Below are 14,511 nucleotides of genomic sequence, written 5' to 3'. Positions count from 1 at the left end.
TTTGTTTGCAGGGCCACCCCGGTCGGGGTGGCCCTGCACTGCGTGTTTCGGCGATCCCGCCATGAGGAAGGATGTACCCGTGAGTTCAGGAGCGCACGGCGGAGACCGCCCGCGCCGTCGAGACGACCGTCCGGAGCGCCGAGGCGCCCGGGACGCTTCCACGCGCCGGGACGGACGTCCGCCCTATCGCGGGGACCGCGATTCGTCCGGCACCTCCGGCGACCGGGGCGGCTATCCAAGTGGTGGTCGTCGGACCGACGGCCGCGAGGGTGACCGTCGGGACCGGCCGGCTCCCCGGGACGGTGGTTACCGGGACGGTGGCGGTGGCTACCGGTCCGGTGGTGACGACCGTCGGGGTGGCGGATTCCGGGACGGCCAGCGTGGAGCTGGAACTGGCGGCTTCCGTGGCGACCGTGATCGTGACTTCCGTGGCGACCGGGACTCCCGGGGAGATCGCGACTTCCGTGCCGACCGGTCGACCGGTGGCGGCGGGTTCCGCGGCGACGACCGGCGGCCCGGCGGTTACCGGGGTTCCGGCAGCGGTGACGCCGGTGGCGGGTACCGCGATTCCGGTCGCCGGGACGGCAGCCGGGACGGCGGTGGCGGCTTCCGCGACGGCGGCGGCTACCAGCGGGGTGGCGACGACCGACCGGGCGGCTACCGGGGTACCGGCCGTCGCGACGATTTCGGTGGGGCCCGCTCGGAGGGGCGTCAGGGCTACCGTTCCGGTGGGCCGGGCGCGCGTGGCGGTGACCGGGACGGCGGCTCTCGTGAGGGCGGCTACCAGTCCGGGCGGCGGGACGGCGACCGGAGTGACCGTGCCCCCCGGGCCGACTACGGTCGGGACGCCCGCAGTGGCGGCTTCCGTGGCGACCGCGACTCTCGCAGTGGCGGCTTTCGGGACGACGCGCGACGCAGCGACGATCGGCGTGGCGACGATCGGCGTGGCGGTGGCTTCCGGGACGACGCGCGACGTGGTGACGACCGGCCCGGTGGCGGCTACCGCAGCGGCGCCGGTGGTGACGACCGGCGCGGCGGCTTCCGTGGTGGCAGCGGCAGCGCCGGCGGTGACGACCGGCGCGGCGGTTTCCGGAGTGGCAGTGGCGGTGACGACCGGCGCGGTGGCTACCGCGCCGATGCCGGTGGCTTCCGAGGCGGCTCGCGGCCGGGCTTCGGCGACGACCGCCGTGGTGGTCGCGACTCGCGCGGCGGGGGCTTCCGGGACGACACGCGCCGAGGCGACGACCGGCGGAACGACGACCGGCGGGACGGCGGTTACCGGGGCGACGCCGGCAATCGGGGCGAGGGCGGCTTCCGGGGTCGCTCGGGTCCGGGCGGGGACGCCGGGCGCGGCGGCTACCGTGCCGGACCGTCCGGCGGCCGTGAGCAGCGAGGCGACGGTCGTGACGGCGGGCGGCGGTTCGGCGACGACGAGGGTCGTCGTGGGTACCAGGGCCGTGGCCGGGAAGGCTTCCGAGGCTCGGACCGGGAGGGCTCGCGCGACGGTGAGCGTGGCGGTTTCCGCAGGACGGACCGGGACGGTCGGGGAGACGCCCGGGAGGGCGGCCGACCGACCGGGGACCGTGCCGACCGAGGCGGTGCGACCGAGGGCCGGCGTGGCTGGGCACCCCGGGAGGGGACCGGCGGCAGCTCGGGCCGGGACCATGCCGGCGCGCGCGCGGGCGACCAGCGGCGTTTCGAGGGTACGGACCGGCGCGACCGGGAGGACCGGGGTGACAGGTCCGGTCGTCCGGTAGCCGGAGCTCTGGACTCCGGTCCGGCCATTCCGGAGGAGATCGTCGCCACGGACCTCGACGGTCCCGTCCGGGCCGAACTGCTCTCCCTGGCCAAGCCCGTCGCGGAGACGGTCGCGCGGCACCTCGTCGCGACCGGGCACCTGATCGACGAGGACCCGAACCTGGCCTTGGAGCACGCGCTCGCCGCCCGTCGACTGGCCGCGCGGATCGTGGCCGTACGGGAGGCGGTCGGGCTGGCGGCGTACCGGGCGGGTGAGTGGCAGACCGCCATCGCCGAACTGCGCACGTACCACCGGATGAGCGGGCGACAGACGCATCTGGCCGTGCTCGCCGACTGTGAGCGGGCACTCGGGCGCCCGGAGCGGGCGATCGACCTCTACCGGGGCGCGGATCGCGAGTCGCTGGACCAGGCCGGAGCGGTGGAACTGCTGATCGTGGCGGCCGGGGCCCGGGCTGACATGGGCCAGGGCGACGCGGCGGTGGCGATGCTCCAGGTACGCGAACTGACCGGCGCCGCCACCGAGCCCTGGACGGCCAGGCTGCGGTACGCGTACGCCGACGCGCTGCTCGCCGTGGACCGGCGGGAAGAGGCACGTGAGTGGTTCTCCCGGGCGGCCGAGGCGGACGAGTTCGGTGAGACCGACGCCGCGGAGCGGCTGCTCGAACTCGACGGGGTCGTCCTGGAGGGCGACGAGGACGAGGACGACGACGGTACCGAGGACGCCGCCGACCGGGCGGAGGACGGCGACGGGGACGTCGACGCCGAGGCTACCGAGGACAGGTCCGCTCGGGCGGGTCACGATCCGGAGGACGACGACCAGCTCGCCCACCTGGACGACGACGAGGACCTCGACGACGAGGCCGACGACGACGAGGACTTCGACGACGAGGCCGACGACGACGAGGACTTCGACGAGGACGAGGACGAGGACGACTTCGACGAGGCGGACGACGACGAAGGCGAGGGCCTCGACGACGAGGATGGCGACGAGAGCGCCGAGGACGACGATGCGGAGGCCGTCCACCCGGTCGGCGAAGCGGAGTTGACGGCCGAGGACGCACCGAAAGCCACGGAGGTCACGGCAGCCGACAGCGACGTGGCGGCCGATGCCGATGCGGAGCAGGCGGCGAAGGCGAAGGCGGAGCCGGGGACCGGGAACGGTACCGTCGGCGAGCCGGGTGCGAGCGAGCCCGTCGACACGGCCGCCGACGCGGGCACGAACGGTAGCGGTGCCGGAGCCGACTCGGCGCGTCCGGTACGTGGCGTCGAATCGTGACCGACTCCTCGCCGGGCAGCCGGCTGGTTGACGCGTACGACCTGGTGATCTTCGATCTGGACGGCGTGGTGATTCTCGTCGACCGGCCGATCGAGACAGCGGTCGAGGCGGTCGGCCGGCTGCACGCCGAGGGTAAGCCGCTGGCGTACGCGACGAACAACGCCTCCCGGCTCGCCGCCGAGGTTGCCGCGTTGCTGCGTGGGATGGGGCTCGCCGTGCGGCCGCAGGAGGTACTCACCTCCGCGGCCGCTGCGGCGGAGTTGCTGGCCCATCGCTTCCCGCCCGACTCGCCGGTGCTGGTGGTGGGTGCGGACGCGCTCCGGACCGAGGTGCGTGAGGTCGGGCTGCGCCCGGTCACCCGGCTGGAGGACGCGCCGGTCGCGGTGGTCCAGGGGTACGGGCCGACGATCGGCTGGGCGGATCTCGCCGAGGCGGCACTCGCGGTACGGGCCGGCGCCGACTGGTTCGTCACCAACACCGATCGGACGCTGCCGACACCCCGTGGTCCCGTACCCGGCAACGGCTCGCTGGTCGCGGCGGTGCGTACCGCGCTCGGGCGCGATCCCGACGTGGTGGTCGGCAAGCCGGAGCCGGCCCTGTTCACCGCTGCCGCCCGGCGGTTCGGGGCGGCCCGACCGCTCGCGGTCGGCGACCGACTGGACACCGACATCGAGGGTGCGGTCCGGGCGGGAATGGCGAGCCTGCTGGTACTCACCGGTGTGTCGACGCCGTTCGACCTGCTGCACGCGCCGGCGTCCGCCCGGCCGGACTTCGTGGCGAGCGATCTGGGTGGACTCTTCGACCCCGATCGGGTCGCCCGGTTGACCAACGGGTCGGGCAGTGCCGACGGCGACGGCTGGCAGGTCGTCGGTGGTGCCCGGACGGTGCTCACCGGCGCCGGGTCCAGCCTGGCCGCGTTGGCGGCGCTTTGCGCGGCGAGCTGGTCGGGTACGCCGGTCGACGACGTCGAGCCGGACTCCGACGCGGCCCGGAGGGCACTCGGGGAACTCGGCCTGCTGCGCTGACCAGCACGACCGCGCGTCCCGCTCGGTCAGTACAGCCGTCGGTCAGTGCAGCCGGGTCAGAGCATCTTGCGGAGCTTCAGCAGGTCGAACGGGTTGGCGTTGATCGACATCTGTCGGGAGGCGAGCGCCTTCGGCACGTCCAACTCGCCCCGGACCAGCCGAATCAGGTCGTCGCTGGTGGTGCTCAGCGCCACCTTGGCGTTCGGGTCGTCCCCGTCCGCCAGGTCGACCAGACGTCCACCGGTCAACCGGCCGTGGAACGCCGTACCCAGATCGGTGATCCGGCACGCCAGCGTGCGTTCGAGATCGACCTGCTTACGTACCTTGTCGGCGTTGGCGTCCATCCGGGCAGCCAGATCGTGCAACGCCTGCCGACACTCCTCAACGGTCGCCATTGCCGTGCCCCCTCGCCTCACGCCACGCCCGCCTCCCGGGCACCGTACCGCACTGGGCAGCCCGGGGCGCCCGGTAGCGTGCAACCTGAACAGTCGGCACCCGTGAAAGGACCGGGGTATGCAGGATGCGTGGCGGGCCTACCTTGAGCTGGCCCTCGGGCTGACGGAGGCGTCGAAGAAGCGCGCCCAGGCCGCCGCCAGGAAGCTGGTCGGCTCCAGCGGTGCCACGGCCGCCCAGCTGCAGACCATGGCCGAGGAGTTGCTCTCCACCGGGGTGGCCAACCGGGAGGCGCTGACCCGGATCATCCGGATGGAGATCGACCGCACCCTCGGTGCCCTCGGGCTGGCGACCGCCGACGAGGTCACCGCGTTGACCGAGCGGATCGGCAGGCTGGAGCGGGAACTCGCGACGGCACGGGCGGCGGCGTCCGGCGGTACCGCCGGTGCGTCGGGCGCGGCCGGGACGGCGCCGGAGGCCGGTGTCGTACCGCCGTCGGCCGGCACGGGCGCGTCGGCCAAGAAGGCTGTCGCGAAGAAGGTCGTCGCGAAGAAGGTCGTCGCCAAGAAGGCTGTCGCGAAGAAGGCGATCGCGAAGAAGGCTGCGGCTCCGGAGGCGGTCGCCGTCCAGGCGGTGGCGAAGAAGACGATGGCCAAGAAGGCGGTGGCGAAGAAGGCTGCCCCCGGTACGGCCGTGGTCGCGAAGAAGTCCGCTCCGGGCAAGGCCGTGGCCAAGCGGTCGGCGGCAGCGGGCGACGGTGCGGCATGATCCCCGCCGTGGACCAGGCCCCGCGCCCGAACACGATCTCGGCCGTCGACCAGACCCGTCGGGTCTCTCGGGCGAGCATGATCGCCGCCGTGGACCGGGCTTGTCGGGTCCGTCGGGTGAGCGGATGGAGCGGGAGGACGGCATGAGTCAGGCACCCGTACCCGGGCCGTTCCGGCCGGGGCCACCGGCTTCGGGGCCGCCTCGGCCCGTTCCCGGCCCGGCCCCGGCAGTCGGCGGTTCCGGCACGTACAGCCGCGATCCCGGCCAGCAGAGCCGCGATCCCGGCCGGTACAGCGGCGGTTTCGGTCGTGGCGGCCCGGAGGGTGACGGTTCCGGACACCCCGCCGTGGACGCCGTGCTCCAGGCGATGGCCAACGCGGCGGACCTGCCGCCGGCCGACCAGATCGCCCAGTACGAGGCCGCGCACCAGACGCTGCGGGAAACCCTCGCCACCATCGACCAGGCGTGAGCCCAGTCCCTCGGAGAACTCTCGATGGCACGTCGCATCCGGCTCGACGCCGAACTCGTCCGCCGTGGCCTGGCCCGGTCCCGGGAACAGGCCGCCGCGCTGGTCGAGGCCGGGCGGGTCCAGGTCCGTGGGGTACGGGCCCAGAAGGTGGCCGCCATGGTGGACCCGGCGGATCCGGTCCGGGTACTCGGCGCTGACCCGAGCACCGAGTACGTCTCCCGGGGCGGTCACAAGCTGGCCGGCGCGCTGGCCGCGTTCGCCCCGGACGGGCTGGACGTCGCCGACCGGCGTTGTCTCGACGCCGGGGCGTCCACCGGCGGCTTCACCGACGTGCTGCTCCGGGCCGGTGCCGCCGAGGTGGTGGCGGTGGACGTCGGCTACGGGCAGCTCGCCTGGGCGATCCGGGAGGACGAGCGGGTCCGGGTATTCGAGCGCACCAATGTGCGTACCCTGACGCCCGACACCATCGGCGGCACCGTGACCCTCACGGTCGCGGACCTGTCGTTCATCTCGCTCCGCCTGGTGCTGCCGGCACTGGCCGGCTGCACCGCCCCGGACGGCGACCTGGTGTTGATGGTGAAGCCGCAGTTCGAGGTCGGAAAGGAACGGGTGGGCAGCGGTGGGGTGGTACGCGATCCACAGCTACGGACCGAGGCGGTGCTCGCGGTGACCGACACCGCCGCCGGGCTGGGACTCGGCCTGGCCGGTGTGGTGGCGAGCCCGCTGCCGGGGCCGAGCGGCAACGTGGAGTTCTTCGTCTGGTTGCGTGCCGACGCGCCGGCCCCGGACGAGTCGCTGGTCGCGGCGGTGGTGACGGCCGGGCCGAGCGGCCCGACGGTGGCGCGGGAGGGAGCCCGATGACCCGGACGGCACTGTTGGTCACGCACACCGGACGGCAGCGCAGCACCGAGCACGCCCGTACGGTCGCGGCGGACCTCATCCAGGCCGGCTTCGAGGTACGGGTGGTGGCCGAGGAGGCCGACGACCTGGATCTGCCCGGGGTGACCCCGGTTAGCCTGCTCGGCGCGGCCGAGGGCGCGGAGATCGTCTTCGCGCTCGGCGGTGACGGCACCTTCCTGCGCGCCGCCGACCTGGCCCGGCCGGCGAAGGCACCGCTGCTCGGCATCAACCTCGGCAAGGTCGGCTTCCTCGCCGAGGCCGAGATCGACGACCTGGACGTGGCGGTCCGGGACATCGTGGACCGGAACTACACAGTGGACGAGCGGCTCACCCTGGACGTCCGCGCGGAGTTCGAGGGCGGCCCGGTGATCGAGTCCTGGGCGCTCAACGAGGCGAGCGTGGAGAAGGGCGAGCGGGCCCAGATGCTGGAGCTGCTCGTCGACGTCGACGGGCGCCCACTGTCCCGGTACGGCTGCGACGGTGTGGTCTGCGCGACACCGACCGGCTCCACCGCGTACGCCTTCTCGGCCGGTGGGCCGGTGGTCTGGCCGGAGGTGGAGGCGCTGCTGCTGGTGCCGATCAGCGCGCACGCGCTGTTCAGCCGCCCGATCGTCACCGCGCCGACCGCCACCTTCACCATCACGGTGGACCCGTTCACCACCCTGGCCGTACTCTGCTGCGACGGTCGCCGGGTCTACGACCTGCCGCCCGGGGCGAGGGTCACGGTGCAGCGGGGTGCGCTGCCGGTGCGGATCGTCCGGCTGCGCGCCCGGCACTTCACCGACCGACTGGTGGCCAAGTTCGGGCTGCCGGTGCACGGCTGGCGGGGCAACCGCCGCTGACGCCGCTGACGTTGACGGGATCCGAACGGCTCGACCGGCGTCCGGGAACGGTTCGACCCGGTTACGGAACGACTCCCGCTGGTGCCCGCGACGGCTTAGGCGGGTGTGCGGGGACGGCTTAAGCGGTGTGCGGGGACGGCTCGGCGCCGTGCGGGGACGGTTTAGGCGGTGTGCGGGGACGGGCCCGGCGGCAATCGGAACGCGCGCCGGGTGGTCAAGTGTCGGGGCCCGCTACTACTGTCGGTGGCTGTGCTGGAAGAGCTGCGCATCACCGGACTGGGCGTCATCGAGGACACCACACTGCCGCTGACCGGCGGCATGAACGTCATCACGGGCGAGACCGGCGCCGGTAAGACAATGGTGGTGACCGGCCTCGGCCTGCTCTTCGGCGGGCGGGCCGACGCCGGCCGGGTGCGAGCCGATCCGGGCCGGGCGATGGTGGAGGGGCGGCTGCGGCTGGCCGGCACCGCCGCGACCGCGGTGCACGCCCGGGTGGTGGACGCGGGCGGCGAGCCGGACGACGACGGGTCGGTGCTGCTCAGCCGTACGGTCACCGTGGAGGGGCGGTCCCGGGCGCACGTCGCCGGCCGCAGCATGCCGGTGTCGATGCTGGCCGAGGTGGGCGAGCAGGTGTTGGCCGTACACGGTCAGTCGGACCAGCTCCGGCTGCTCCGACCGGCCGAGCAGCGGGCCTCGCTGGACCGGTTCGGCGGGCCGGAGCACGAGAAGCTGCTGGAGGGCCTGCGTGAGTCGTACACCGGGTGGCGGCGGGTCACGGACGACCTTGCCGACCGGCGGCGCAACGCCCGCGAGCGCAACCAGGAGGCCGATCTGCTGCGGTTGGGCCTGGACGAGATCACCCGGGTCGACCCGCAGCCGGGTGAGGACGAGGAGCTGAAGGCGGAGGCGCAGCGGCTGGAGCACGCGGAGGGGCTGCGTACGGCCGCGCAGACGGCCCAGCACTGCGTGGCCGGTGCGGCCGAACCGACCGACGAGATGGCCGACGTGACCACCCTGCTCGGGCACGCCCGGCGGACGCTGGAGGCACAGGCCGGAGTGGACCGCGTCCTCGGCGACCTGTCGGTGCGGCTGGAGGAGGTCGCCACGCTGGTCGGCGACGTCGCGGCGGAACTCTCCGGCTATCTCGCCGCGCTGGACGCCGACCCGGCCCGGTTGCAGGTCATCTACGAGCGCCGGGCCGCGCTGCGCGGCCTGACCCGCAAGTACGCCGACGACGTCGACGGGGTGATCGCCTGGGCGGACCGGGCCCGGACCCGGCTGTCCGAGCTGGACAACTCCGACGAGCTTCTCGACGAGCTGGACAAGGAGCGGCAGCGGCTGGCCGGCGAGGTGGCCGAGTTGGCCGGTCGGCTCTCGGCGGCCCGCCGGGAGGCGGCCGTCCGGTTCGCCGAGCAGGTGACCGTCGAGTTGGCCGGGCTGGCGATGCCGCACGCCCGGATCGAGGTGGCGGTGCTGCCCCGGCCGGCCGGCAAGGCGGAGCCGACGCTCACCGTGGACGGCGCGGAGGTGGGGATCGGTCCGGACGGTGCCGACGAGGTCGAGCTGCGGCTGCTGGCCCATCCGGGTGCCCCGGCGCTGCCGCTGCAACGCGGCGCCTCCGGTGGTGAGCTGTCCCGGGTGATGCTCGCCATCGAGGTGGTCTTCGCCGGCTCCGGCGGGCCGCCCACCCTGGTCTTCGACGAGGTCGACGCCGGAGTCGGCGGGCAGGCGGCGGTGGAGATCGGTCGCCGGCTGGCCCGGTTGGCCCGCAGTCACCAGGTCCTGGTGGTGACCCATCTGCCGCAGGTCGCCGCGTTCGCCGACCGGCATCTGGTGGTGGCCAAGGACACCGGCGGCGCGGTGACGACCAGCGGGGTACGGGTGGTGGAGGACACCGACCGGGCCCGTGAGCTGGCCCGGATGCTGGCCGGTTTGCCGGACTCGGATCTGGGTATCGCCCATGCCGAGGAGCTGCTGGCCGTGGCTGCCCGGGAACGGCGTCCGTGAGTACGGCCCGCCGCATGTTCGACGGAGCGTGACGACTTCCGTCACGGCTCGTGGTACCGAAACGATCGGTGTGACGCCGACCACACCCGGCCGAGCATGAATGTGGTTCCCTTGGGGTGGCGGCCCTGCTCAGGCATGTCGCGACAGAAAGCTCTGCCTCACATGCCAGGATGGTTGGGATGCGTTTACCCACGTTGCGCCGGGCCCGGAGCGCGGAACCGGGCAAAGTCGTCGGCACCGCGCGCCTCGACCGCCGGACGAAGCGCCTGGTCAGCCGGCTGCGTCCGGGTGACATCGCCGTGATCGACCATGTCGACCTGGACCGGGTGGCGGCCGACTCGCTGGTGGCGGTCGGCGTCGCCGCGGTGCTCAACGCCAAGCCGTCGGTCTCCGGCCGCTATCCGAACCTCGGTCCGGAGGTGCTGATCAAGGCCGGCATCCCCCTCCTCGACGACCTCGGTGAGAGCGTCTTCCAGCAGATCCGGGAGGGCGACACCGTCCGGATCGACGGAAACACCGTGCTGATCGGCGAGGAACCGGTCGGGCACGGCAGCCGGCAGGACGCCGAGTCGGTGGCCAAGGCGATGTCCGACGCCCGGGAAGGGCTGTCGGTCCAGTTGGAGGCGTTCGCCGCCAACACGATGGAATACCTCAAGCAGGAGCGGGAGCTGCTGCTCGACGGCGTCGGTGTGCCGGACGTGGACACCGTGATCCGGGGCCGGCACTGCCTGATCGTCGTCCGGGGCTACGACTACAAGGCCGACCTCGACGTGCTGCGCCCGTACATCCGGGAGTTCAAGCCGGTGCTGATCGGGGTGGACGGCGGCGCGGACGCGCTGGTGGAGGCGGGCTACACCCCCGATCTGATCATCGGGGACATGGACTCGGTCACCGACGACGTGCTGCGCTGCGGCGCCGAGGTGATCGTGCACGCCTACCCGGACGGGCGGGCGCCGGGACTGGCCCGGGTCAACGGGCTCGGCGTGGCCGCGCAGACCTTTCCGGCCGCCGCCACCAGCGAGGACCTGGCAATGCTGCTCGCCGACGGCAAGGGCGCCTCGCTGATCGTCGCGGTCGGCACCCACGCCACCCTTGTCGAGTTCCTGGACAAGGGCCGGGGCGGGATGGCCTCCACCTTCCTCACCCGGCTCAAGGTCGGTGGCAAGCTGGTCGACGCCAAGGGGGTGAGCCGGCTCTACCGGCAGAGCATCTCCGGGTCGTCGCTGCTGCTGCTGGTGCTCTCGGCCCTCGCCGCGATGGCGTCCGCGGTCGCCGTCTCCACCGTAGGCAAGGCATACCTCGGGGTCGCCTCCGAATGGTGGGACAATGTCGTATTCCAGCTTGGACAGCTCTTCTAGTCCTGTGCTGACGTCCTGCCGGCCCCGAACGAGGATCAGAAGGCGTTTGTCGTGATCAATTTCCGGTACCACGTGGTCTCGCTGACCGCGGTGTTCCTCGCCCTGGCGATCGGCCTGGTCGTGGGTACCGCGGCGCTGAACGGTCCGGTCGCCGACTCGCTCAAGGATCGGGTCAACGCGCTCGGCAAGCACAACGAGCAGCTCCGCGAGTCGGTGAACAACCTGGAGACCGAGGTCCAGCGCGAGGAGGACTTCGTCACCGAGGCGGCCCCGCACATGCTCAAGGGCACCCTGGCCGGCCGCCGCGTCCTGCTGCTGACCCTGCCGAGCGGGCAGGAGCACGTCGACGGGGTCGCCGAGATGCTGCGGCTGGGCGGCGCCTCGCTGACCGGGCGGATCGACGTACAGGAGAAGTTCATCGACCCGGACAGCAGCGTCCTGCTGCTCGGGGTGGCGGCGAAGGCGGCCAGACCCACCGTGCCGGACGTCGGACTGCCCAGCAGCGAGGGCGCGGAGAAGTCCAGCGCCCTGCTGGCCAGTGCCCTGCTGGACCGGCCGGAGGGCGGCTCGCCGGTGACCGACGCGGACCGGCGGTCGGTGCTGGACGACTACAGCGACGAGGGCTACCTGAACGTGCACGACAAGATCACCGGTTCAGCCGAGGCGGTCGTGGTAGTCAGCGGGCAGCCGTACGTCGACCGGGACGCGACCGGCAAGGACAGGTCGGTGGTGCAGATCGCCGAGCAGTTCGACAAGGCCGGGGCGATCGTGGTCGCCGGCAACGGCAGCAGTGGCGGGAACCTGGTCGCGGAGGTGCGCCGGGATCCGGCACTCTCCAAGACGATCTCCACCGTCGACAACGCCAACACCGTGCAGGGGCAACTCGTCACCGCGCTGGCGCTGGTCCGGCAGTTGACCGAGAAGCAGGCCGGCGCGTACGGCGTCGGCACGGGTGCCGAATCGCTGCTGCCGGAAATGCCCGAGTGACCGCCCGGAGGACGGGCGCCCGCAGCCGGGCGCTCGGCGTCGGCGTACTGCTGGCCGGGGCCGCCCTGCGCGGCGTACTCGCCGGACCGTGGGCGCCGGGGCTGCGCCGTACCAACTTCCGGGGTCGCACCGTCACGCTCGCCGGTGGCCCGGCACTCGCCGCCGGAGCGGCGCTCGGCGGTGCCGTCGGCGCGCCGAGCCGGCCGGCCGCAGCCGCCGCGCTGGTCGCCGGACTCTCCTGCGGGGCCGTCGGCCTCTACGACGACGTGGTCGGCGCACGCCCGGAACAGAAGACCGCCAAGGGCTTCGCCGGACACCTGGCCGCGCTCCGCGAGGGACGGGTGACCAGCGGCGTTGTCAAGATCGCCGGAGTGGGCGCGGCCGGGCTGGCCGCCGCCGCCCTGCTCGCCGCCGATCCGACGGTCCGGTCCCACCCGGGCCGTCGCCGCACCGGGCGGGCCGCCGGAGTCGTCGACGTGCTGCTCGGCGCGGGCGTCATCGCCGGCGCCGCCAACCTGGTCAACCTGCTCGACCTGCGGCCCGGACGGGCGCTCAAGGCCGGCGTGCTGCTCGGCACGCCCCTGCTGCCCGGCCCGACCGGCGGGCTCGCCGCCGGCCCGGTCGGCGCCGCCGCCGCGCTGCTACCGGCCGACCTCGACGAGCGGGTCATGCTCGGCGACAGCGGGGCGAACGCCCTGGGTGCGCTGCTCGGCGTCGCGCTGGCCGCGCGTACCGGGCCGGTGGGGCGGGCCGGTGCGCTGGCCGTGATCACCGCGCTCACCGCCGCCAGCGAGAAGGTCAGCTTCACCCAGGTGATCCAGAACACCCGGGGGTTGCGCGAACTGGACGCCCTGGGCCGGCGACACTCCTGAGGTGAGCAGGCCGGCACCCCTCGTCGGCGCCGGTCGGGTGGCCGGCGCCGCTGCGCTGATCGCCGTACTCACCGTGGTCAGTCGACTGGTCGGGTTCGGGCGTACCGGGGTCTTCACCTGGGTGATGGGCGACCGCAGCGACCTCGGCGGCATGTACGTGGTGGCGAACAGCGTGCCGAACATCGTCTTCGAGATCGTCGCGGGCGGTGCGCTGGCGAGCCTCGTCGTACCGCTGCTGGCCGGTGCGGTGGCGGCCGGCGACCGGGCGACGGTGTCGGCGACCAGCGGCGCCCTGCTCACCTGGACGGTGAGCCTGCTGGTGCCGCTCGCGGTCGTGGTGGCGCTGCTCGCCGAACCGATCATCGGGCTGATCTCGGACCAGCGGAGTCCCGCCGAGATCGAGGCCGGCGCGCGGATGCTGCGGATCTTCGCCCCGCAACTGCCGCTGTACGGGATCGGCATCGTGCTGACCGGCGTGCTCCAGTCGTACCGGAGGTTCGCCTGGCCGGTGATCGCGCCGCTGCTCTCCAGCGTGACCGTGATCGGGGTCTACCTGGCGTTCGCCGCCGCCGAGGGGACGCACCCGAGCATCGCCGGGGTCGGCCGGGGCGGCGAGCTGATCCTCTCCGCCGGTACCACGCTCGGGGTGGTGGTGCTGACCCTGTCGCTGCTGATCCCGGTACGCCGACTGCGGCTGCGCCCCCGACCCGGGTACGCCTTCTCCGCCGAGGCCCGGCGCCGGCTCGGCGGGCTCGCGCTGGCCGGCGCGGTCACCGTACTCGGGCAGCAGGTCGCCCTGGTGGTGATGCTGCGCCAGCTCAGCGGCGGGCCGACCGGTGCGGAGGTGGTGTTCAACCTCGCCCAGACGGTCTACCTGCTGCCCTGGGCGGTGCTCGCCGTCCCGCTCGCCGTCGCGGCCTATCCGACCCTGGCCGCCGCGCACGCCGCCGGAGACGAGTCGGCATACCACCGGACGCTGGCGCCGATCGCCCGCCGGGTGCTGCTGTTCAGTTGCCTCGGCGCGGCGGCCCTGGTCGGCACCGCCGAACCGGTGGCCCAGTTCTTCTGGCCGGGCAGCGGGCCCGCGTCGGCCGCCGCCGTCGCGGCGTTCGCCCCCGGTCTGCTCGGCTACGGGCTCTTCGCGCTGCTCACCCGGGCCCTGTACGCCCGCGGCGCCACCCGGCCGGCGGCCGTCGCCACGCTCGGCGGCTGGCTGGTCGTCCCGGTCGCCGCCGTGGGGCTGGCCGCCGCCTTCCCGGCTGACTATCGGGTGTTCGCGGTCGGACTGGCGAACTCGGTCGGCATGCTGGTGTTGGGCGGGCTGCTGGTGGTGGCGGTCCGGCGCAGCGCCGGCCCGGCCGGGTTGACCGGATTCTCCAGGTCGGCACTGGTCGGGCTGCTCGCCGGGGTGGTCGCGGCGGCGGCCGGCGCGGCGTGCGCGCACTGGTTGCCCGGCCTCGGGGGTGGCACCCCGGCGAGAGCCGGCGCACTGGTGCAGGGCATGCTGTCCGGAGTCGCCGTGGGCGCGGCTTTCGTCGCGGTCGCCTATCCGCTGGACCGGCACGACGTCCGCCCGCTGCTGGCGATGCTGCACGGACGGCTGCGCGGCCTGCTGGCACTGGCCCGGCGGCGCGGCCCGGCGGCGTCGCGGCGGCACGGCGGGGCGGAGACGGATCGCGGGGACCGGCCGGACGCGGCCGACCCGGGCGAGGACGACGGGAAGGAGCGGGTGTCGCGGTGAGCGAGCGGGGTGGGCCGGCTCGACCGGGGGACCGCACTGGACCGGACGTACCGGCCGGGCCGGCGCCGACGGCTGCCGGGCGGGCTCCAAATACGCCGCACTCCGGAACGACGGT

The 14,511-nt window shown here is 73.8% G+C and carries 13 protein-coding genes; 11 read left to right on the top strand and 2 right to left on the bottom strand.

The window, feature by feature from the left end; all coding sequences use genetic code 11:
* Nucleotides 1-85: 85 nt before the first annotated feature.
* Entirely contained in the window at nt 86-1,933 is a 1,848-nt protein-coding gene (locus Pen02_RS42265; RefSeq protein WP_239141866.1) for a hypothetical protein, read from the bottom strand.
* Here Pen02_RS42265 and Pen02_RS42260 point away from each other — a divergent pair.
* Nucleotides 1,925-3,034, top strand: a complete 1,110-nt coding sequence (locus Pen02_RS42260) for a tetratricopeptide repeat protein (RefSeq protein WP_372445740.1) — start codon at nt 1,925-1,927, stop codon at nt 3,032-3,034. The genes Pen02_RS42265 and Pen02_RS42260 overlap by 9 nt on opposite strands.
* Nucleotides 3,031-4,059, top strand: coding sequence for an HAD-IIA family hydrolase (locus Pen02_RS36155; RefSeq protein WP_203870700.1), 1,029 nt, complete (start codon nt 3,031-3,033; stop codon nt 4,057-4,059). Before Pen02_RS42260 ends, Pen02_RS36155 begins: the two co-directional genes overlap by 4 nt.
* A 56-nt stretch (nt 4,060-4,115) precedes the next feature.
* Here Pen02_RS36155 and Pen02_RS36150 read toward each other — a convergent pair whose 3' ends face one another.
* Complete coding sequence (locus Pen02_RS36150; RefSeq protein WP_203870699.1) at nt 4,116-4,454, bottom strand: SCP2 sterol-binding domain-containing protein; 339 nt, start codon at nt 4,452-4,454, stop codon at nt 4,116-4,118.
* Between the two features lie 118 nt (nt 4,455-4,572).
* Here Pen02_RS36150 and Pen02_RS36145 point away from each other — a divergent pair, with 118 nt between their 5' ends.
* The 9 genes from Pen02_RS36145 (at nt 4,573) to murJ (ending at nt 14,396) form a co-directional block, all read left to right on the top strand.
* The gene (locus tag Pen02_RS36145; RefSeq protein ID WP_203870698.1) at nt 4,573-5,220 is read left to right on the top strand and encodes a phasin family protein; all 648 of its coding nucleotides are present in this window, start codon (nt 4,573-4,575) and stop codon (nt 5,218-5,220) included.
* Nucleotides 5,221-5,362: 142 nt separating this feature from the next.
* Nucleotides 5,363-5,689 (top strand): hypothetical protein, encoded by a 327-nt coding sequence (locus Pen02_RS36140; RefSeq protein ID WP_203870697.1) that lies wholly within the window; start codon nt 5,363-5,365, stop codon nt 5,687-5,689.
* A 24-nt stretch (nt 5,690-5,713) separates the two neighbouring features.
* On the top strand, nt 5,714-6,550 hold the full coding sequence (locus Pen02_RS36135; RefSeq protein WP_203870696.1) for a TlyA family RNA methyltransferase: 837 nt from the start codon (nt 5,714-5,716) through the stop codon (nt 6,548-6,550).
* Entirely contained in the window at nt 6,547-7,431 is an 885-nt protein-coding gene (locus Pen02_RS36130; RefSeq protein WP_203870695.1) for an NAD kinase, read from the top strand. The genes Pen02_RS36135 and Pen02_RS36130 overlap by 4 nt, the downstream gene beginning before the upstream one ends.
* A gap of 249 nt (nt 7,432-7,680) precedes the next feature.
* The gene (recN, locus tag Pen02_RS36125; protein ID WP_203870701.1) at nt 7,681-9,438 is read left to right on the top strand and encodes a DNA repair protein RecN; all 1,758 of its coding nucleotides are present in this window, start codon (nt 7,681-7,683) and stop codon (nt 9,436-9,438) included.
* 179 nt (nt 9,439-9,617) lie between these two features.
* Nucleotides 9,618-10,796: a putative cytokinetic ring protein SteA gene (gene steA / locus Pen02_RS36120; protein ID WP_203870694.1), complete on the top strand. Its 1,179-nt coding sequence runs from the start codon at nt 9,618-9,620 to the stop codon at nt 10,794-10,796.
* 51 nt (nt 10,797-10,847) lie between these two features.
* Nucleotides 10,848-11,783, top strand: a complete 936-nt coding sequence (locus Pen02_RS36115; RefSeq protein WP_203870693.1) for a copper transporter — start codon at nt 10,848-10,850, stop codon at nt 11,781-11,783.
* Entirely contained in the window at nt 11,780-12,655 is an 876-nt protein-coding gene (locus Pen02_RS36110; RefSeq protein ID WP_203870692.1) for a hypothetical protein, read from the top strand. The genes Pen02_RS36115 and Pen02_RS36110 overlap by 4 nt, the downstream gene beginning before the upstream one ends.
* A 1-nt stretch (nt 12,656) precedes the next feature.
* Nucleotides 12,657-14,396 carry a murein biosynthesis integral membrane protein MurJ gene (gene murJ / locus Pen02_RS36105; protein WP_203870691.1) on the top strand — a complete coding sequence of 580 codons (1,740 nt, stop codon included), beginning with the start codon at nt 12,657-12,659 and terminating at the stop codon, nt 14,394-14,396.
* The last annotated feature ends 115 nt before the right edge of the window (nt 14,397-14,511 follow it).

Origin of the sequence: Plantactinospora endophytica, assembly GCF_016862915.1 — a bacterium.
GTDB classification, from domain to species: Bacteria; Actinomycetota; Actinomycetes; order Mycobacteriales; family Micromonosporaceae; genus Plantactinospora; species Plantactinospora endophytica.
Note: the sequence above shows the minus strand (reverse complement) of the source record. Positions and strands in the feature narration are given on the sequence as shown.